This is a genomic window from Paenibacillus sp. FSL H8-0122 (assembly GCF_038005345.1).
Lineage (GTDB): Bacteria > Bacillota > Bacilli > Paenibacillales > Paenibacillaceae > Paenibacillus_AQ.
Map to the genome: position 1 here is coordinate 3,547,069 of NZ_JBBOTB010000001.1, position 20,760 is coordinate 3,567,828.

The window sequence follows — 20,760 nt, forward strand, 5'->3', positions numbered from 1 at the left end:
TGGCGGTAGAAGGTTCCCTTGGTATGCAATTTATTACATCCTGACATATCAAAAACCGGCTGCCCATGAATTTCATCATGTGCAACCGGTGATTCTGCTGCTGCCGGAAACTGCCCGGATATGAATTACAGCTTACAAGGGCTCATTGCCCCATACCAGACTGCCAGAGATATAGGCTGGAAGCTTGGCCCAATCCGCAGGAGCTGTGCCTGTAGAATTGAAGGAATAGTCATCGGACTGGTTATAATTGGTCCAGTCTACCTTGGACGCCCGCATCTGGATATCGATACTGGCTCCCGGAGCAAGCGTGCCTGCTGCAGCTGTGAAGCCCAGCTCCAGATAATGATCCGCTCCGCTCAAGGGTGCCGGAAGCTTCACGAACGTCCCTGTCACATTGGCGCTCCCTGCCTGGGACCAGTCACAGAAGAAATTCTGAGCCTGCTCGCCGTCACTGGTGTAATAATATCTGAGCTTCACATCGGCGAGGGATAGCGCAGCCGTCCCGGTATTCACCAGCTTGATCCGCGGGCTGAGGGCATTGACAGCAGCGGCCGTGCTGCTGTTGAACATCTGGACCTTCAGACCGCCATTCACCGGTGCAGTTGTATCGGCTATTGTAACTGTCAGCGTCTTCGAAGCTCCGGCGCTGAATTGGAAGCTCAGCGTGGTTGTCCCCAACGGCTGTGCCGCCAGATAAGCTTTGTGGATCGTCACAGCCGATCCGCTCAACGTATAATCCGTTCCGGCGGTTAACGCCGCCGAACCATTTTTAATAGAGGCTAAAGTATTCCCGTTCAAGGTCATCGCTACTTCGATGTCGCTCTGGTTCCCTGTCTTCTTGTCGAAGCTGGCCGTGACCGGTGTGATGGTTGAATCATTAGCCGTTGTGGTCGTATCCGCCACCGTAACCGTTAAGGTCTTCGCCGCTCCGGCACTGAAATGGAAGCTTAGGGTGGTTGTTCCCACAGCCTGTGCCGCCAGATAAGCCTTATGGATCGTCACTGTGGAACCACTCACCGTATAATCCGTTCCAGCGGATAATACAGAAGCACCATTGGTAATGGAATCCAAGGTATTCCCGTTCAAGGTCATCGCTACTTCGATGTCGTTCTGATTCCCTGTCTTCTTATCGAAGCTGGCCGTGACCGGCGAAATTAATGAGCCTGCTGCCGGAGGATTCACCGGATCAGCATATAAGGTCCCGCGTCCGTTGGTCCCAAGATAAACGCGGCCATAGACGCGCGGATCTCCTGTAATCGCCATATTAATTCTGGCATACTGATGATTATCATCATTAATCCGCACCCAGCTGGCTCCGGCGTCATCCGAACGGAAGACTCCTCTAACGCCATCAATCTGGGCTACCGTATAGAGTGCCATATAATTCTCACCTGGTGCGGCCTTTCCGAACCCGATCAGGTCCGCTTCTTCCACATTGCTCAGCTTCGTGAAGCTGGCACCTGAGTTGGTAGAATGCCAGATGCCGTACTTATCCAGCGGGTGTCCTCCGGCAAACCAGATATCGCCTTCCACGCCCGGCGTGGCCTTCAGGCTCACTTGCGCCTGGCTCGGTTGCAGCCCGTTTACGTTATTGGCAGGCAAGCCGGTCGCAGCCGTAGCTGTGAAGGTGGCTCCGCTATCTGTACTGACATAGAGCTTGCCCTCATAGAAGCCATAGAATTTATTCGGATTCACCCGGTCGGATGCTATCTTCGCTCCGGCAGGAATTCCGCTGCTCGCCGTCCAGGAGTTGCCGCCTGACTTGGAGTAAAAGACCCCGATATCCAAGGTGCTCCACAGCAGCGCATTCCCACTGGCAGATACAGCTACCTGACCCTGGCCTACTGTGGTGCTGCCGCCTTTGGAGGGTTCTGCATTCGGCATGTACCAGTTTTTGCCGTTGTCATTCGAGATCCCAATCGACTTACCGTTCGGATATTTCTCTTTGTCCACACCGCCGACACGGACAACATAGGCCGGGTCCAGCTCCGCATAATCGATACTGTTCGTGCTGGCCCAGGAAGGGCTGGTCTGGAACTTGACTGGTGCCGCTGTCAGATCCTCATACCGGAAGCCGGATACATCGCCAAGCGCGGTAATCAGGTGGGCACCCGTTGGCGGACTGATCAGCCCAAGCACTGCGGTCTCTTCTACCCCTTTGGCCATCACGGATATCTTAACCTTGCCGCCGGTGTCCCAGGCTCCCAAGTTATTCGTACCGTAGATCGTAGCGCCGGTGCCATACATCATCCGGTCCGAGTTGAACGGGTCAATCTCAAGATCGCCCATCATCCAGCCCAGCTTAGGCGCAGGATCAAGTGATGTCGATGAGAGTCCATGATCAAGCCAAGGGGCCGCCGTGATGTCCATCTCGAACTTATAGTTGCGCTCCGGATAAAAGCCCCAATCCCAGATCCGGCTCCAGGTCTCCCCGCCGTCCTTGCTGCGGAAGATCACCTCGTCCGGCCACCAGGCATTGAGGCTGGCGACCATAAGCGTATTCGGATGCTGGGCATCCAGCGCAAGCCCCCCGAAGCCGTAGAAGTTGTCAGCTCCTGTAGTCGGGCTGATGTTTTTCCAGACGCCGCTGGTTGTGTTAAATTTCCAGACTTCGCCTTTGCGTCCGTCATACGGCCCGACCCCGTCACTATAGGTAATATACAGTTCGCCGGTTGCCGACAGCTCCCCATGATGCGGAAGCAAGCCTACCGGCTGTCCAGGCAGCGCTGACCAGGTTGCACCTCCATCTGTGCTGCGGAACACACTTTTGGCGGTATCCGCGACTCCGACATAGATCGTCTGGGTAGCTTGTCCGGCAGAGCCCGTGCTTTTATCAAAAGTAATCCAGGACAAGCCCACGATATCACTCTGATACTCATTCCCCGGATCCTGGACATACGTCCCTACGTTAGTGAAAGAGTTAACCTTGGACCAGGTCACCCCGGAATCCGCGCTTCTCCACAGACCGTTCCCGCTCCGCGCCCCGAAGAACAGGATACTGTTCTTATTCGGGTCAATCACCAGCCGTTCTCCGGCTGAACGTCCAGGCATATTGCCGCCAACTTTGAACGGAAGCGCCGTAGACTGCCAGGTATCCCCACGGTCGCTGGAACGCATAATTTGACCATTACCATCCCAAGAATTCGTGTACGTCCCGGTTGCCATATACACCTTGTCCGGATCAACCGGATCGGTAGCCAGCGCGTCTACGCCGTTCTTGTTCCAGTCCACCCAGCCGACCGAGTCATTCAGCGGAATCCAGCTCCCGTTCGCCTCGTTCCAGCGGTAAGCCCCGCCAATATCCGTCCGTGCATAGATCAGATTCGGTTCCGTCTGGTTGAAAATAATCCCCGGCACAAAACCGCCGCCCGCACCAGTAGCCACACTGTTCCAGCTGTAGTCTTCACTGGCTGCGGCATGGGTTACAGCGGGAGCAACGTTAAACAAAGAGCCTGACATCGCTGTCAGCAGGGCGAGTATTCCTAGTCTTCGGATACGTTTTCGACTCATGATCCTTACCTCCCCAAACATACTTTGGTAACGCTTCCATTATAGAGCAGGTTTCGCCGATGCCGTGAGAGAAAATGGTTGATTATGCGGGAATTTTGTCAGCAATTAGCGCACCATTTTCACACTTGACGAAATAGGGGATAGAGAAGTACACAAAAAAACCTCGCGATCAGCAATCGCAAGGCAGTTCTAGCGCTAGTTCTCCATTGGGGGCGACAGCACAATCGGCTGGTACACTAACGCAGCATCTACAATCTCCTCCGGCGTCAGCTCCGGCTCATTCCAGAAGATCAGATCACTCACGCCGGGATGAGCCACATTTTCCGCTACGACCTCCAGCCACTCATCCAGCTCCGCCTCTGTTCCTTCGGCGTTCACAATCTTGGTTACGAGTGCGATTAGTTGTTGTCGGGATAGGGACATTTTTGGGGCCTCCTTTTATGGTTCAAATACCCACTTAAGCACATTGTGGCTATTGCGCATCATCTTAATTGTGTCGGTGTCGTAGTCTACCATCACTTCGACACCTAATGCAGCAACAAGGAAATCATTCACTAGTTCGGAAGATAACAAAATAGAAGATATTTCATCATAGAAGGGCTGGTTACGTTCGTTCAGCGTATCATCCAGGTAATCTATATGTTGGGTATCGATTGAAATGCTTGTTTCATACACTTCTTCCGACTTGCTCAAAAACACTACAAACCTGTTCAGCTTGGCCTCTCCTTGTATCCAAATAATTCTTCCTTTCTCAAGAAGAGCGGCAAAAGGGTCTGCCAGCATTCCCTGAATCGTATGGGTTCTCGCATCTTCATATTCCCAGTTTCTTATTGATTCGATATGATTGATTGTAGGCTTGAAACCTTGGTCTTGGAGAATTCTGAGCAACTTATCGTAGTCAATAATGTCTCGGGAATATAGGGCTATGTTGAAGTTAGCGGCTATGGGTGTCACCTCGCTCCATAAATCTGTACAAACTAAATTAAATGGACCTGCTGGAGTAAAAGTTTTCATAATATATATATTACAGATAATCAAGTGCTGATGCAGTTCCTGCAATACCCAGCCTGTTAATGAAGTCAAGTAAATCTGTTATAAAACGGTCATTTGCATTCACTCTCTCGTCAAAGGTTATTAAATACCCGTTCATTTCGCGAGAGTATTTAGCTAATCCTTTTTCGTATAAGAATTCTGCTAATAGCCTGCCTGTCGTACCTACTAAAAATAATGTCAGATCATCCTCACTAGGATGTTCATCATAAGTTGAAATAAATACAGATATTTTTTGGAAACAATCCATTCTGTACGTTATATTTTCAATTATATTATTAAAATGAACAGTATCGATAATTATCGAATTCGAAAGGATCGCTTCAGCCTTCAATAGCGCCTTAATTTCCAGGTAAATTTCACTATTAATGAGGATAGATTTATCCAACTCTTCATCACTGCAATAATGATTTAGCATATCGAAAAAAGTATTACCTTTAAAATTTATCTTTAAAAAATGTCCCTCACCGCTCACTAAATTAACGGTTATTCTAGTTTCTTTTGATAATTCAAGCACAATTTCTTTAGAAGTCCTATTTGCCTTAGTATTGCTTATCTCATCAACTACTTCATACTTTTTCATTTTATCTTTAAAATTTATTTCACAAATATTCATACACTATTCCTTTCGAAATGTTTTTGTTCAAGTTATCCTATATAAACGGAGAGGGTCCCAACAATTTGTTGGGACCATTCTTTCATAATTCATGGCCTCATGTCAGTCTGGTGTACCGGGAATGCCGTAGCGATACTTCCACTAGCATCAGTATACATTTTTATTTGCATCCCATTACCAGCTGTTCCTATAATCGTTGAACCTGAATGGTATACCTGGTTTTGATATGCTTGATTTATTAATGAAACAATATATTCTTGAGAATAAAAGGGGTTAAAAAATGAACTATAATTCTTCACTGCACCTTCAATTTGTGTTTTTGCAACGGTCGTCCCCCATCTATCTGGGCCTTTTAAAAATTCAAGAATCTTATTTCCGTTTTCTATGCTTTCTTTTGTTAACATAACATGCCATCCAACTGCATTCCCCCTCTGATTCTTATATCCAGAAAATATATGTTGCATGGAATGGGTATTTAAAACACCTAACTTTGCCGATTCAATTAGTTTATAACTTTTTGCAGTTATAGTGAGTGTAGCATCTCCTAAATTTGTAATAATCTTAGCCGCATTCTTTGTTTTAACAACTGTTGAAGTAGCTCTCAAAGCAGGACCTGTTCCCGTAGCAAACGGAACCGCTGCTGACGCAAGATCAGCACCTAAATAGGCAGCATTTGCCCAGGTAGGTTGACTTACTAGCATTCCAATATCATATAAAACAAACCCTATATCTAAGATCGTGTCAATAAAATGACCGCTAGGATCAACATAAATCAACGGATTATTATGCACATAAGTATATAAATTCTGACTCAGCGGATTATCAATCTGCCCCTCAACCGTATCCTCATTCAAAAACCGCCCCATACTTGGGTCATAATAGCGAGCCCGCAGGTAATACAGTCCAGTCTCTTCGTCGTAGATTTCACCTGAGTACTTGAAGGAGTTCGAGATTTCTTCCTTCTGACTGGTGATGTTGCCCCATTCATCGTACACATAGTTATTCACAATCTTACCCGTGGTATCTACGATCTGCACAACATCGCCATGTCCATTATACAGGTAGTAATAATCCTTGCCTGTCTTCTGTTCTTTCTTGACCAGCACCCGATCGCCGCGTACGTAATTGGACTGTTCCGAAGCTCCGTTGCCGCTCTTCTCTTCCGAGATAACTTCACCGTTGAAATTGTAATTGTACTCTGTTTTCTTGACACCGGTCGCTTTGGCTACACGCAGCCCATTGGCATAGTAAGCGAACTCGGTCTTCTGCGCCCCCTTGGTCAGTCCTGTCAGTGTATTCTCTAAATCGTACTGATAGCTTGTCTCCGTTGATTCCGCGCTTAGCGTGGTGCTGCTTTCCAGAGTCAAGCGGTTCCCGCGCACATCATACGTATAGGCCTCACGCGCGCCATTGGATTGACTTGAGGTCAACAGACGGTTCAATGCATCGTAGGTATAGGCGGTCACCCGTTCATCCTCATTTAGCCGCTTCTCAGTTACCTTTATGATGTTGCCGTTGTTGTCATAACCGTAATCGAACTTCGACAGGACCGCACCGCTCTTCTCGTTCGTTACCGTTTCAACCCAGTTCAGTGTCTTGTTGTACGTATATCGCGTGACTAGACGGCTTCCATCTGCCAGCGTTGGATACGTGATTGATTCCACCAGTCCATTCGGATAATACCGATACTCCGCATTCGCAGAAGCCGCTCCATTAAGCGCAGATGCACCATTGGTTTGCACCTTCAACAACCGGCTCCGATCATACTGGAAGTTGGTAGAGAACGACAGATTCGCATCCTTCACCTGCGTGTATCGCCCCATACGGTCCAGGGTGTTCGTAATGTTCGCATTGTGAACAGCCCCGTTCCAATTCACTTCCTCATATACGGCCCGGGTCCGGTTGAGACTGTCATTCCATTGTGTATGTGTCGCTTTTACCGGTCCGCCATTTTTTTCGGTGACGGTATCCCAGATGCTGCTGCCACTAATGCGGAATTTGGTCTCCAGACTTTGCTGAGCTGCTGCTCCAGCGCCTGCCAACTTCACTGATTTGGGTTGCCCCCACTCATCATAGTCATAAGTAAACGACGTCCCATTCCGGTCGGTACGGGTAACTAGCTGGCCGAGTTCATTATATGTCAGGTTTTCCTTTTGAGAAGAGGGGTCCTCTTTCATCGTCATTTGACCCAGCCCGTTGAATCCTTTGCTGAAAATCTTCTGGGCTACGCCTCCTAACGCCTGGATCGACGCCTCCTTAATCTGTCCTGTCCCGTCATAGGTGTACTGGGTGGTCTGGTTAAGCGCATCTTTAACGGATGTTAACCGTCCCAACGCATCATAACGATAAGAGTTGGTTACCCCTTCGTTGTTCCGGTTTTTATTCGCATCGGTGTACGCTGTTATATTCCCATCCAGATCGTATTGATACTCTTCAGTCACGGGCTGTGTATTCTGCGGCCAGTCTTTATACGTCAGTTGCTGGATCACATGGCCTAATGGGTCATACTGCTGAAGAATATAATTAAGAGTTCCGCTGCCATCGGCTGGAATCAGGTAGCTAGCATCCTGACGGGCCTTCAACTGATACTCTGCGATCATGCGGTTGCCGAAGGCATCCGTGGATACGTTTGGACGTCCCCAAGCATCGTAGCCAACGGTCACGGTATTTCCTTCCGGGTCTATCATGTATACCGGGCGTCCTTGATCGTCATAATGATACTGCTTCATGACCGATACTGCGCCAAAGGCATCCCAGTTACTTTCGAGAATAGGCAGTCCCAGTCCATTGTAATACGTTTCTCCGCTAGTGAACGACTGCTTGCCGGTCGCCACTTCGGTCAGTTTGGTACTGGTTCCTACCCGCAGGGTGGAAGTACCTGCATTGAACGCATCCAGTCCATCTGGACTAAAGTACATGTAGCTGTATTCTTCCGTCCGGGAGTATCGGCTGCCATTGCCGTTTACCGATTCGGGATACGTAATCTTGGTCGGGCGGCCAAGCTCATCATATTCATAGGAGGTTTCACGGTTCAATCCATCTGTCATCTTCCACAATAACCCGGTTCCCATGTAATATCTCATCTTAGTGATGACTTCTTGGCTATTTTTCGCTCCGGGATTTAGCGTTTGACGCTGTTCGGTAGGATATGCGTTGTTGCTTTCCGGTCCATACCGGGTAACGGTGACCGCGACAAGCCGGCTGCCTGACCAGATTTCCACTTGCACCTGAACGACCTTGTTCGAGTCATAGCTATAGCTATAACGGGTTTCTTCCCCTAAAGCATTCACAATTCGAGCCGGACGACCATCTTCAGTGTAAGTATACGTCTCGCTGCGCGGTGCAGCATCGGATGCATTCTGATACCACGTCTTGGCACGAACGAATTTATAATTAGGCTCATATTCATACGTAGTGGTGTAATGTTCTTTCGCGGCTGCGTTGTTCAACTGTTCCCAGGTTAGCGGTAAGGTCTCCTTGTGAACAAAGCCCCACTCATTGTAGACCGTCTCAGTGTACAGGTGATTCGCCGTTTGCTCACTGTCGCCTACTCCGTAATCGGATAGTGTGGTCTTTACCGGCCGATGGATAAAGGTTGGATCAAACGCAGTGTTGTTGACTACTTTCTTTTCTCCATTCGGCGCTTGGGTCTCGGTCCGCAGCAGCTTGTTATCTTTATCGAATACTCTCAGTGCTGTCGTTCCATTGCTTGCTGTGTCGCTAATCTGTATGACACTGGTGCTGAATTGATAACCGTCGGGCAGATGCCCCGGCCAGTGGGTGGATTGCTCCCCCGTATAATCTTTCCAATAGGTGTATTTATACTGGTTATAGGCTTTGAGCCCAGTATGATCGCTCCGGGAATTTATACGGAATTCTTCTACCGAATCTTCATAAGGAAGATTACGCACGACTTTGTCGTAGCTATATTCCGAGCTTGAATTCGGGAATTGAATCTTCTTTAAGAGTGCATAGTAATTCTTGTTCTCATAGTTGCGGTTAATGCCCCTCGGATTGTATCTGGCCAACTCGCTCTGATAGTCAAAATAGATTTTATCCCCCTTTTGATTGGTCACCATTTGCAGAAAGGGTACATAAGTTTGAAGTTCGTTGACTTTAATCGCTTGCCGGCCTTTGGTTAGCACGACTGGTTCACTTGGAAGCCCGTTCTCGTCGAATACTTGAATAATTACATTTTCCCCATTAAAATTACTGTTCATCAGTTTATCTTCGTAGGTAAATTTCACTTCTCTGCCTACGGAATCCACAATCGAGGACATCTGCCAGGAATTCGGAAGTTCATATTTGAAGGTAATGGTATTGCCGAACCGGTCTTTAATGCCCAGTAACTTTCCATCGCGGTCGAAGTACTCTTTTCTTTTGTCGGCATATTCAATATAGTGCTTGGAGCCAATTTGACCATTGCTGAATTCATGCTCCCACACTGAGGTTTCCCAGACATAGCGTTTGTCCTTGCCTTCATAATTTATCAGTTGGGTGTAGCTCGACAGTCCCCCCCCATCACCGACAGGGTAGACACTACCGTTGCCATCGTGATAGTAATAGTTATAATCCCCAATCTTCTGAATGTACGGGAACTGGAAGGACCAGCCTGCTCCTAGTACGGATTGATTATATAGGCTAGTGGTCACGTCATAGCTGTTGAAGTTCGGGTTATAGCTGCTTGACGTATAAAATGCCATGGCTTCGTTGGAGCTATACCTTATTCCAATATCCAGATCCAGGCCGTCTCTTCCCGGCAGATGGATCTGATTCTGCTTCCAGCTCAGGGAGCCAGTAACGGGGTCCACGAATTCTCCCGAATTGTAACGGTCTCCATATTGAGGCTTGCTGGTCTGATTAATTTGAGCCTGCAACCGGTTTTTGGTGACGTTGTCCACATCATTATCAAAGGCTCTCATGCTCACAGCCGCAAAGCTTAAACTGTTCTTGGACACTTCCAGCGGATTATATACCTCTGAAGTTACACTTCCCGGACTCCAATCCTGTACCTCTTCTTGGTATACCTGAGAGGTCACATTTCGCTTCAATTGAAGCGAGGAAGAAGTTGTGTATAAGGCCGGGTTGTTGTAGATGGTCTCCCAATCATAACCGGAATCTTGCTTCCAATCCCATACCTCGGGCAGATTCCAATCCGGATGGTCTTGGAACAACAGGTTCATCCAGTAAAATTCCAGCCTGGTGGCCCCCCGCAGGTCCAACTCCTTAATCACTTCGATGGATAAGTTCTTATCGGACGCCGTGGAGATATTCGCATCGGATAATCCCCGCTGCATGGAAGCTCCGTTAGCCAGTAGAAGACCTTGCTTTTCCAGCGTTTTCGCTTTTAGCTTCAGAATCTCAAGTTGGGTTGGGTCAGCCGATTCATAGGTATCTGCTACAACAGAGTTTTGGCGCAACGCCGTATCTGTGCCCTCAGCCAACGAATCATCATCAAGCTGAGGCAGCTCGAGGGGTGTTGGTTCTTCAATCTCCTGCTTGGTCAATGGTTGACCGTTATCTGCAGGCTGCTGGGGATTCCTCATACTGTCCCATGGGTCGATGTCTTGTGTCTGTCCGAATTTCTGTTCTATCACTGTTTTGCTAGTTTGCGCAAACATAGGCTCAGTTGGCAATATTAAAACAAAACACATCAAGAACAATATAATTTTTTTAGATAAATCTGATATTTTCATTAGTAACTCTCCTAATCTTCGCTTTAAATAAATTTAGTTATAATGCTTCTTTCTTAATCAGTGATCCATTTTTATCATATTTTAATGCGACAATTTCACCATTAGTCAGCAGCACATATTGAAGCCTGCCGTTAGCATCATAGAAGTAGCGTATTTGATTTTGATTCGGTATATCTATTTTCCACGCCGCTGGATTTACAACTCTTTTCAAAGAAACTTGATCAACATCCAAATAAGCTTTCTCTTCTCCACCTACCGCAAAACGTATTCGTATGTAACTGGTCTTATAATTAGGAGTAATTAAAACTGAATGATAATGCCATTTCCATCCACCGTTATTCATACTTCTTCCATACTCGGTAACAACACGATCATTGCTATCCACTTCTATAATTGTTATTTCCGCCCAACCTTCTGGTAAGGTATATCTCATAAAAGCATTCATGTCATATGAAGATCCAGCACTAACAGGGATTGGGTCCGATAGTGAATAAACAAAGGATTGCGGATCTCCTGTCCCACTATACATTCTTAAATGGGAGGTGCCTTCAATAGGCTCATAACCTGGTTTGGAGACACTGGAATTATTGCTCGTTCCATTTCTCCATACTGTTTCCCAGAAATCAGGTAGACTATTATTATTAAAATCATTTTCAAAACTCTCATCAATTTCAATAGAATCAATATTGACCTTATCGATATCTAAATAGGCATTTTCTTCTCCTCCTACTTCAAAGCGGATTTGTATGTATTCTGTATTGTCTTTGGGGGCCACATAAATGGTATTATCATGCCATTGCCATCCGCCGTTAGAGAAGGAACGATTGGATTCATATACAATATTCTTATAGCGGTCAGTTTCGATGATCGTTATGCTTGCTCTTCCAACAGGCAGGGTATATCTCATAGAAGCATTAATTTTGTACGAATGGTCTTTCTCGATAGCAACCGGATTCGATAAAGCATACATATATGAGTTCTTATCTCCGCTACCATTGTATAATCTGAAATGATATTTCCCTTCAACGGGTTCGAAACTTTCTTTTGAAGCGCTGGAGCCGACGCTAGTCCCATTTCTCCAAACAGTCTCCCAAAAATCAGGAAGGTTATTGTTGTTTTGATCCTGCTCGAATCCTCCATTGATATTCCCATTAATGGGATAAGCATAAGCATGACTAGCACCTAAAGTTAATAAAAAAAGAAACAACAAGAAGATCCTTCTCAAATAAAACACACTCCTATCTAGAATTAAGTATTAAATAATAAGTGCTTCCTCAATCAATATATTTGATTAATCTCCACTTTTGCGAACTTGTTCCGTTATCCTCATATATCTGAAGGGGTGTACCATTTTCATTATTTCCATTTGTAATATCAAGCAATTTATTACTGTTCACATTAATAAAACTAATTGACCCGTCTCCATTCTCTCTAAATTTCCATTGTTGGGATGTGGTACCGTTATCTGTCCAAATTTGAATAGAAGAACCATTATTTTTACCACCACCAGCCACCCCCAGTGCCTTGCCTCTATTCACATTGATTAACTTATAGTTACTATCCCCCGTATCATAAACTCTCCATTTTTGGGATGTGGTGTCATTACTGGTCCATATTTGAATGGGAGTACCGTCTGCAGTATTTCCTCCGGTGACATCCAAGGCTTTTCCATTACCAGCATTTAATATCTTGTATTCTGTTCCATTTGAAATCGCCTTAACAAGTCTCCACTTCTGGGCTGTTGTTTCATTTGAGGTCCATATCTGCACAGCAGTTCCATTCGCTGTATCACCATTTGCAACATCGAGAGCTTTATTGCTATGTATATTTATTAGTTCATATGAACCGTCCCCTTGTTCAACTACACGCCATACCTGAGCTGCGGTTCCATTATCGTTCCATATCTGAACCCTTGTCCCGTTGGTTGTTTCTCCACCTGCCACATCGAGTGCCTTTCCACTATTAATATTGATCAGCTTAAAAAAGCTGTTTTCTGTTTTACACAGTAACCATCGCTGTGCATCTGTTCCGTTATCTGTTTCTATTTGAACTTTGGTCCCGTTCACACTATTTCCCGCATATACATCAAGTGCCTTGTTGCTATTCACATTCAATAGTTTGTATTCTGATGGTTTGCAGTTTAAGTTTTTCCTTCCAATTAAGTTACCGTTGTTATCATACTGAAAACTCATATACTTCTCTTCTGATATTCGTATTAGGTTTAACCCACCTGTTCTGGAGTAAGTATATTTCATTGCTGTAGCAGTCTGAGAGCTAATAAGTAAAGCAAAAACTAATAGAATCAATGCATATTTTTTCATAAGTCATTCCCCCATCCATTAATTTGTCCATTTGTAATCACCTCCTTATTCCCTATTTCATCTATAATCAAAACTAGCCGAATCAAGATAGAACGTCCCCGCCCCAGAATCTCCTACAGATCTGATCAGAAAATATACATTTGCAAATACAGCTTTACTTGGAATGACTCCCTCATTCGTCAGTAACATATACTTTCCATTTGCTTCAGTTGTGTCTTTAATGCTGCTGGAGACGAATGACCCATCCATAGCATAAAAGTCAATATACATCTGCACTCTGGATTGATTCAACATGCTAATATTAATTTTGCCTGTAACCATGTAAGACTTATCAGGAATTACACGTAGAGTCTGAGAGATGCCAACAAATTGATTAGCCGGAATCCCGAATCCCCTGACTTCCACTGATTTTTGATCATGAAATGCCTCTAGTGTACCTATCATCGTTGATTTCTTCGTTAAATTTCCGTTCAGATCATATTTGTAAGAAGTATTATATGTCTGGGTTCCTTGTACAAGCGTCTGGTTAAGCAAACGTCCCGCTGCCGAATAAGAATTAGTAGTTACACCCTTAGCCGGACTATTCTCAACCAACCGTATTTCATCCTCTACTCCTAAAGGCTTATGAACTGTCCAGTTCAGCGGTGTTTCTGACCCATAATTACTTACTTCAAAGTCAGCGTTATCCAATAAGTTGGAACTATAACTGAATCTCATATCATCTATATTAATACTTGCTGCCCCGCCTCCATTAGTCGCACGTATGATAGCGTAGATACGAGCATAATCAGCATTAGAAGGTACTGATCCAGTATTAGATATAGTGATGTATCCTCCTTGAGTGGTGGCAGGCAATTCTACGATATTCGCTTCAATAAATGCACCTGAGCCTGTAAAAAAATCTGCATACAGCTGTACTTTGGCATTGCTGATACGATCCACCTTTAATCTGCCGCTCATCGTATACTTTTTAGCAGGTACAACTTTTAACATCTGGCTTATTCCAACGTAATCATTATCTTTTATATTGGATGCATCGATTTGCTGAACGGTATTCCCGTAACTGGGCAACCACCCGCTTCCCAAGCCGTTAGAACCAGTTGCTTCGAAGTTCCCGTTATTAAATAGGTTGGCTTCATTCGTATAATGAAAATTCAAAGAATCTACATACATGCTTCCTGAACCATTGTTCCCTGTCCCTCGAATGATTACGTATATAACAGCATAAGTGGTATCCTTAGGAATTTGACCTGCATCAGATAGTGTCATGTATATGCCATTGGTCGGTTTAGCATATTCGAGAATAGTGGTTCCCGTGTAGTTGCCAGAGGAGCTCATAAAATCAATATAGATTTGAGCCTTGGCATTCGATAGACTTTCTATTATCAATGCGCCACTTGCTTGGAATGACTTACCCGGATCAACCTTAATTTTTTGCAAGATGCCCGCATATCCATTAACCGGCAGAGACGAAACTTTCATTTTTTGGGCTCTAGCTCCACTTAACGATGGATAGGCAACAGAACTAAATGATGGGTTAAACGAGCTTGTATAGTCCCAATCGTCTGAGTTGGCAAGCGTGTTTGAAAAGTTCTCATAATCTGAATTAGCAATCAGATTGCTGTCATTAGTATATTGAAATGAGATATTATCCGTAATAAAAGTTCCAGAGTTAACATCTGAACCTGAACGAATCAAAGCATAAATGACAACTGATGTAGCTCCCTTAGGGACACTTCCATTTCCTCCCAATGTAACAAATTGTCCTGTAGCCTGACTAGGCAATTCGTAAATCTTACTATCTACAAAAGCCCCTGCATTAAAAAAATCTGCGTATAATTGCACTTTAGCATTGGAGATGCTCTCAATGTAAAATCGTCCGTTCATATTATAAGGTTGCCCAGGTTTCACCGATAAGGTTTGGCTCACACCAGCAAAATGATTCATCGGTAAATTACTAATGGAAACTTTCTGTGCTTTGCTTCCTCCGGAGACCAATGAGCTGGTAACTTCGAAACTCCCAATCCCATGTGAGACCCAGTTATCGGCTATGCTACTGCCAATAGTGTTTATTTCAAAACCAGAATTTTTAATTATATTATCCGTACCCACGCTTGCATCCGCCTTAATATAATCGGAATTGAACATGCCAACTAAATTAAAGACTAGACTTAAGGTAAGAAAATATATTATTTTCTTTTTTATCCTGAAGCTCATAGAAATGTCTCGCTCCTTATTCCCGCCTATTTTCATTTTTAATCAATTAGCACCAGATAAATAATCCCACACATACCAAGAGTCATCGGTAGTAATTACTATTGCTTCCAAACGGCGATCTCCGTCAACGTCTGCCAACCGGTATAATTTTGAACCGACACCACCAAACTCCATAATCCAAGGTGCATAGCCTGTAAAGCTGGTTCCAGTTGATGATGCTACATACCAATTTCCGCTATTAATAATCACAGCATCCGCTTTTCCATCGCCATTCACATCGTCCAGAAGCTGATCCGCTGAACCAACACCATGGCCTTCTATCCACTTTTTGTACCCTTCGAACCCCTTTCCATTGGATAACGCTATGTACCAAGAACCTTCCTGCTCGTAAAATACAACGGCATCTGCTTTCCCATCCCCATTTACATCTGCCAGGAACTCTTTCGTAGCTCCTACACCGAATCCTTCAACCCATCTACTGTAGGCCTGAAATCCTTGACCTGAAGAAAGTGATACATACCAGCTTCCGCTATTTTCGATAACTGCATCTGCTTTGCCGTCTCCATTCACATCTGCCAGAAATAAGCCACTGGCCCCAACTCCATGGCCGGAGACCCACAATTTGTAGCCTTCAAAACCGGTCCCATTGGACAATGCCACATACCAGCTTCCGTAATTAACGATAACCGCATCCGCTTTCCCATCTCCGTTCACATCCGCTAACAGTTGAGCATCCGATCCCACTCCATGGCCGGTAATCCATCTCTGGTAACCCTTAATTCCTTGACCATTCGACAGAGAGACATACCATGTTCCTGTATCCTTAAAAAAGAGAACCGCATCCGCCTTCCCATCACCGTTCACGTCAGATGTAAATTGGGTGCGAACCTCTGATCCGCCTTCCAGTGACCAATCCTTATTCTTCAGAAAGCTGTAACCATTAGATAAAGATACGCTCCATTTCATACCATCCTCACTATATTGAACAACGTCAGCATTGTGATCCCCATTGATATCAGCTACCCAATAAGTGTTTTGCCCCACAGCACCTTCTATTGACCATTTGGTATATGCTTTAAAGTAACTACCTCCTGATAAGGCTACATACGTATTCCCGTAATTTATTATTACAGCATCTGCTTTGCCATCTCCGTTCACATCAGCCAGAAGCTGATCCGCTGAACCAACACCATGGCCTTCTATCCACTTTTTGTACCCTTCGAACCCCTTTCCATTGGATAACGCTATGTACCAAGAACCCTCTTGCTCGTAAAAAACAGCGGCATCCATCTTGCTATCCCCATTCACATCAGCTAAGAACTCTTTGGTAGCTCCTACACCGTGTCCTTCAATCCATCTGCTGTAAGCCTGAAATCCTTGACCAGAAGAAAGTGATACATACCAGCTTCCGCTATTTTCGATAACTGCATCTGCTTTGCCGTCTCCGTTCACATCTGCCAGAAATAAGCCACTGGCCCCAACTCCATGGCCGGAGACCCATAATTTATAGCCTTCAAAACCGCTCCCATTGGACAATGCCACGTACCAGCTTCCGTAATTCACGATAACCGCATCCGCTTTACCATCTCCGTTCACATCGGCCAAAAACTGGGCATCAGATCCCACGCCATGACCGGAAATCCATCTCTGGTAACCCTTAATTCCTTGACCATTCGACAGAGAGACATACCATGTTCCCGCATCCTTGAAAAAGAGAACGGCATCCGTCTTCCCATCACCATTCACATCATTGACGAATTGAGTATTGGAGCCAAGTCCGCTTCCCAACTGCCACTGTGTCAGGCTTCTCGCCACTGATTTTCGGGTCACCATGTTACCATTCAAGTCGTATTTGTTTTTGACAACTGCACTCCGAGTTTGATCTTCAGTTAATCTTCCAGAGGGATCATAGTTGTATATGGTTCCGCCTTTATCAACGATTCTAAACACTTCATCTACAGAAGCAGCCGAACCCTGTGAAGGCTTTATTATAAGAGACAAAAATACAATGATACAAATTAGAATCTTTAAATCCCTTCCAATCTTCATGTCATCCATTTCCCCCAATCCTTTATTATTTCACTAACGATTAACATTTACTGTAACTCCTCCAACAGGCCGGCTATTCCCGTATCCGTCACTGGCGTAGACATGGGTGATATAGATTCCTGCTTCATTCCCATGGTTAGCAAAAGGAATCCGAACTTTCCATTTGGACGCACTCTCCCGTTCTCCTTGATACCAAATGAGATCATCTTGGCCATTCTGATTCGTCCACGTCGGGAATTCCATTCGAGTTACGTTGGCTGGTATTCCTTCAATAGAGACTTCATAATAACCGTCACTGATCTTAGCATTTACGGGTGCTTTCAATACCTGTGAACTAGTGACATCATATTCCCAAGCTCCAAGAATACGACCGCTGGAATAAATATGTGTAATATACCTGCCTGTCTCTGAATGGTGTCTGGCGTACACGACCGTTGCTTTCCACACGCCGTTCCCAACTTTCACACCTTCAATCCACTCAATATCATCCTGATTATTGTTCGCCGTCCATGTTGGAAATTGGACACTCTGGATAGACGGGTCTACCCCATAGATGAATACGTCATACGAAACACCGGACAGATCGGTCTCTTTAGATCCTCCTGCTCCGCCTACCACATTGACTACTTTGCCGCCCACTCCTGTCTTGTTCCCATACCGGTCAAATGAATATATGTGTGTAATATAATTTCCCATTTCAAAATTGTAGTTACTGAACGGTATTTTAATTCTCCAAGATCCGTCTGCAAGTCTTTCACCTGTTATCCAGGGATTGACCAAGTCGTCTTGTCCCATATGCTCTGTCCACGTTGGGAAGCGCACCTCTTTGATACTCTCCGGTATACCACTAGCCTGCACAGTATAGAAACCGTCAGCCAGCGATGCTTGTAGAGGTGCTGTAACCGTTACTCCGTTGTTCCGGACTTCTGCAGCTACATCACTAACCATTTTCCCATCTGCATAAATATGTGTAATATATGTACCTGTCTCTCCACCATGTCTATTAAAAACTACAGTTCCTTTCCAGACTCCATCGGCCAGTTTTTCGCCTACGATCCACTCCACATCATCCTGGTCCTTCCAGGCAGTCCATGTTGGAAAGTGCACTTGCTGGACATTAGGCTGAACCCCGCGGATATAAATATCATAGGATACTGAAGATAGATCGAATACGTAGGGTGGTGTGGAAAAATTCGCGCGGCTGCGCTTGATCAGATTTCCGTTAGCATCATATGTATATTGATTAATCGTGCGGTCCGGTAGAATCTCCGTATCCAGCCGCCCTTGATTATAGGTATAAATACGCTGTGGAGATGAACCAATGACATCAACAACGATATGGCCTGTACTGGATGCCTCAGCATAAATAGATGAAGCAGAATATCCTAAGAACAGGATAAAGAGAAGGCAGATATGTTTAACAAGTTTCACTATTTTCGCAATCACGATAGTACACGCTCCATTATTCACTATATTTCAATATCAATTGTTTCACATAAAAGGTTCCGCTCCCACCCGCTGCGGTTGCTTGTAATCCCACATGGACCCTTGCACTAACAGCTTTGGAGGGAGTTTTTTCTGTTAATGACAGCGTAGAGAATTTCTGTAGCACTCCCACAGGGTAGTCAACATACTTCTCTGAGAGTAAAGCATCATTACGATCGAAGAACTGTATGCATAAAGAAACTTTTGTCTGCACCACACTCTCGACTAAAATATTTCCTTTGAACTCAACTAACTTATTTCCGCTTACCACTACATCTTGCAGCAGCCATGCCGCTCCGTTCTTCTTCATATTGGCGCTAGTGAACTTCTGCCCGTAGGTATTTGCTGTCTGAAGAGGGCCCACAACTTGAAAAGTATGATTCCCGGTGTCAGACCACGTCTGCCAGCTATCTGCGATACCAACATTTGCAGTGGAGTTAGCATCAAAGCTTGGATTAGATAACATGTTTCTTTGCGGATCACGATTTAAAGCCATATGATCAACATAAATGGCCCCGTTGCCTCCCTCAGCAATGGCTTGAATCCCAACATGCACTCTGGCTCTAACCGCATCCGATGGCGTTGTTGTATTTAGAGCTAACGTCATATATTTTTTGAGTATCCCTGCAGGATAGTCCACCGTTTGCTGACTTAAGAACTTATTCTTTTCGTCAAAAAATTGGATAACGATGCAGACTTTCGCGGACGTAAGCTGATCCACAACTATATTTCCGCTTGCTGAAATGGGGACATTAGGTTGGACGATTACATCTTGAAATAACCAACTCGCACCTCCAGACTTCATGGTTGGCGTTGTCAATTTCTGAGCTCTTACACCTGAAGTTACCGGGGAAGAGACTACTTGTAATAGACTTCCGCCTGAATCTGACCATCGTGACCAGCTTTCAGCGATTTCCTTTTGGCCGGATAGATTGTTTTCAAAGCTAGGGTTGTTTAATATATTGCCTGCGGTGTCATATCTGAATGCCATGTTGTCCACATAAAAAGCACCGCTTCCTCCCCCTTCTTCCGTTCTGATCCCTACATGGGCTCTGGCACGAACCGTGTTAGGAGGAGTAATATCTGTCAAGGATAAAGTCATATAACTATTTAACGCTCCAGAGGGGTAATCAACAGTTTTTTCGGACAGTAGCGTATTGGCTGCATCGAAATATTGGATACATAAGGACGCCTTGGCTTTGTTAATGCTCTCGATACTAACATCGCCATTAAACAGAACCGGCAAGTTCCCCTTAACGGCAACATCCTGAAATAGCCAGGCTGCAGTACCAAGCCTCATCCCCGAGGCTGAAACTTTCTGTGCCACACTCTTAGACACTACTGACGCCGGGATTACTTGAAACAAGGCACTTCCGGTATCGCTCCATTTGTCCCAACCATTAGCTATGTCCGTGGCTCTACTGGTATTCAACTCAAAATTCGGATTGACAAGCATATTATTACTTCTAAACTTCCGCTTTACATTTCCGTTTAGATCATATTGATATTCCATAATCTCATTGGAGCGCAATGCCTCGTTTACTAATCTCCCATTGGTATCATAATAGTAAGTCTTTCCTCCCGCACCCATAGCCACAGAGTCGCTAATGAATAATGTCGAAATGATCAATAGTGTTAAATAGAATGATATTTTAGGTTTGCTGCTCAGCATTGTAATTCCCCCGCTCTCTTTTCTCCAAGAACTTCCTCAACCATCATAAGGGAGTTGACCAACGTTGAGAACGGTTGTAATTTGTCGAATTATAACTTGTTTTGTCGATTGAGTAATATTTCAGCCACATTTAGATTTTTCGGA

Annotated in this window: 11 protein-coding genes; all 11 read right to left on the reverse strand. The window is 45.0% G+C overall.

Features of this window, described 5'->3' with window-relative positions:
* Nucleotides 1-132: 132 nt before the first annotated feature.
* The 11 genes from NSS64_RS15615 to NSS64_RS15665 all read right to left on the reverse strand — a co-directional run bounded on the left by NSS64_RS15615 (nt 133) and on the right by NSS64_RS15665 (nt 20,616).
* The gene (locus NSS64_RS15615) at nt 133-3,510 is read right to left on the reverse strand and encodes a X2-like carbohydrate binding domain-containing protein (protein ID WP_341140690.1); all 3,378 of its coding nucleotides are present in this window, start codon (nt 3,508-3,510) and stop codon (nt 133-135) included.
* A 195-nt stretch (nt 3,511-3,705) separates the two neighbouring features.
* On the reverse strand, nt 3,706-3,933 hold the full coding sequence (locus NSS64_RS15620) for a hypothetical protein (RefSeq protein WP_341140691.1): 228 nt from the start codon (nt 3,931-3,933) through the stop codon (nt 3,706-3,708).
* Between the two features lie 15 nt (nt 3,934-3,948).
* Entirely contained in the window at nt 3,949-4,593 is a 645-nt protein-coding gene (locus NSS64_RS15625) for a hypothetical protein (protein ID WP_341140692.1), read from the reverse strand.
* Complete coding sequence (locus NSS64_RS15630; protein WP_341140693.1) at nt 4,535-5,176, reverse strand: hypothetical protein; 642 nt, start codon at nt 5,174-5,176, stop codon at nt 4,535-4,537. The genes NSS64_RS15625 and NSS64_RS15630 overlap by 59 nt, the downstream gene beginning before the upstream one ends.
* 89 nt (nt 5,177-5,265) lie before the next feature.
* Nucleotides 5,266-10,872 (reverse strand): RHS repeat-associated core domain-containing protein, encoded by a 5,607-nt coding sequence (locus tag NSS64_RS15635; protein WP_341140694.1) that lies wholly within the window; start codon nt 10,870-10,872, stop codon nt 5,266-5,268.
* A gap of 37 nt (nt 10,873-10,909) precedes the next feature.
* On the reverse strand, nt 10,910-12,097 hold the full coding sequence (locus NSS64_RS15640) for a hypothetical protein (protein WP_341140695.1): 1,188 nt from the start codon (nt 12,095-12,097) through the stop codon (nt 10,910-10,912).
* A 49-nt stretch (nt 12,098-12,146) separates the two neighbouring features.
* Nucleotides 12,147-13,193 (reverse strand): RICIN domain-containing protein, encoded by a 1,047-nt coding sequence (locus NSS64_RS15645; protein WP_341140696.1) that lies wholly within the window; start codon nt 13,191-13,193, stop codon nt 12,147-12,149.
* Nucleotides 13,194-13,250: 57 nt separating this feature from the next.
* Nucleotides 13,251-15,410, reverse strand: coding sequence for an RHS repeat domain-containing protein (locus NSS64_RS15650; protein WP_341140697.1), 2,160 nt, complete (start codon nt 15,408-15,410; stop codon nt 13,251-13,253).
* Between the two features lie 42 nt (nt 15,411-15,452).
* Nucleotides 15,453-17,468 (reverse strand): FG-GAP repeat domain-containing protein, encoded by a 2,016-nt coding sequence (locus NSS64_RS15655; protein ID WP_341140698.1) that lies wholly within the window; start codon nt 17,466-17,468, stop codon nt 15,453-15,455.
* A 24-nt stretch (nt 17,469-17,492) separates the two neighbouring features.
* Nucleotides 17,493-18,905: a GBS Bsp-like repeat-containing protein gene (locus tag NSS64_RS15660; protein WP_341140699.1), complete on the reverse strand. Its 1,413-nt coding sequence runs from the start codon at nt 18,903-18,905 to the stop codon at nt 17,493-17,495.
* 16 nt (nt 18,906-18,921) lie between these two features.
* Nucleotides 18,922-20,616: a hypothetical protein gene (locus tag NSS64_RS15665; RefSeq protein ID WP_341140700.1), complete on the reverse strand. Its 1,695-nt coding sequence runs from the start codon at nt 20,614-20,616 to the stop codon at nt 18,922-18,924.
* Nucleotides 20,617-20,760 lie beyond the last annotated feature (144 nt).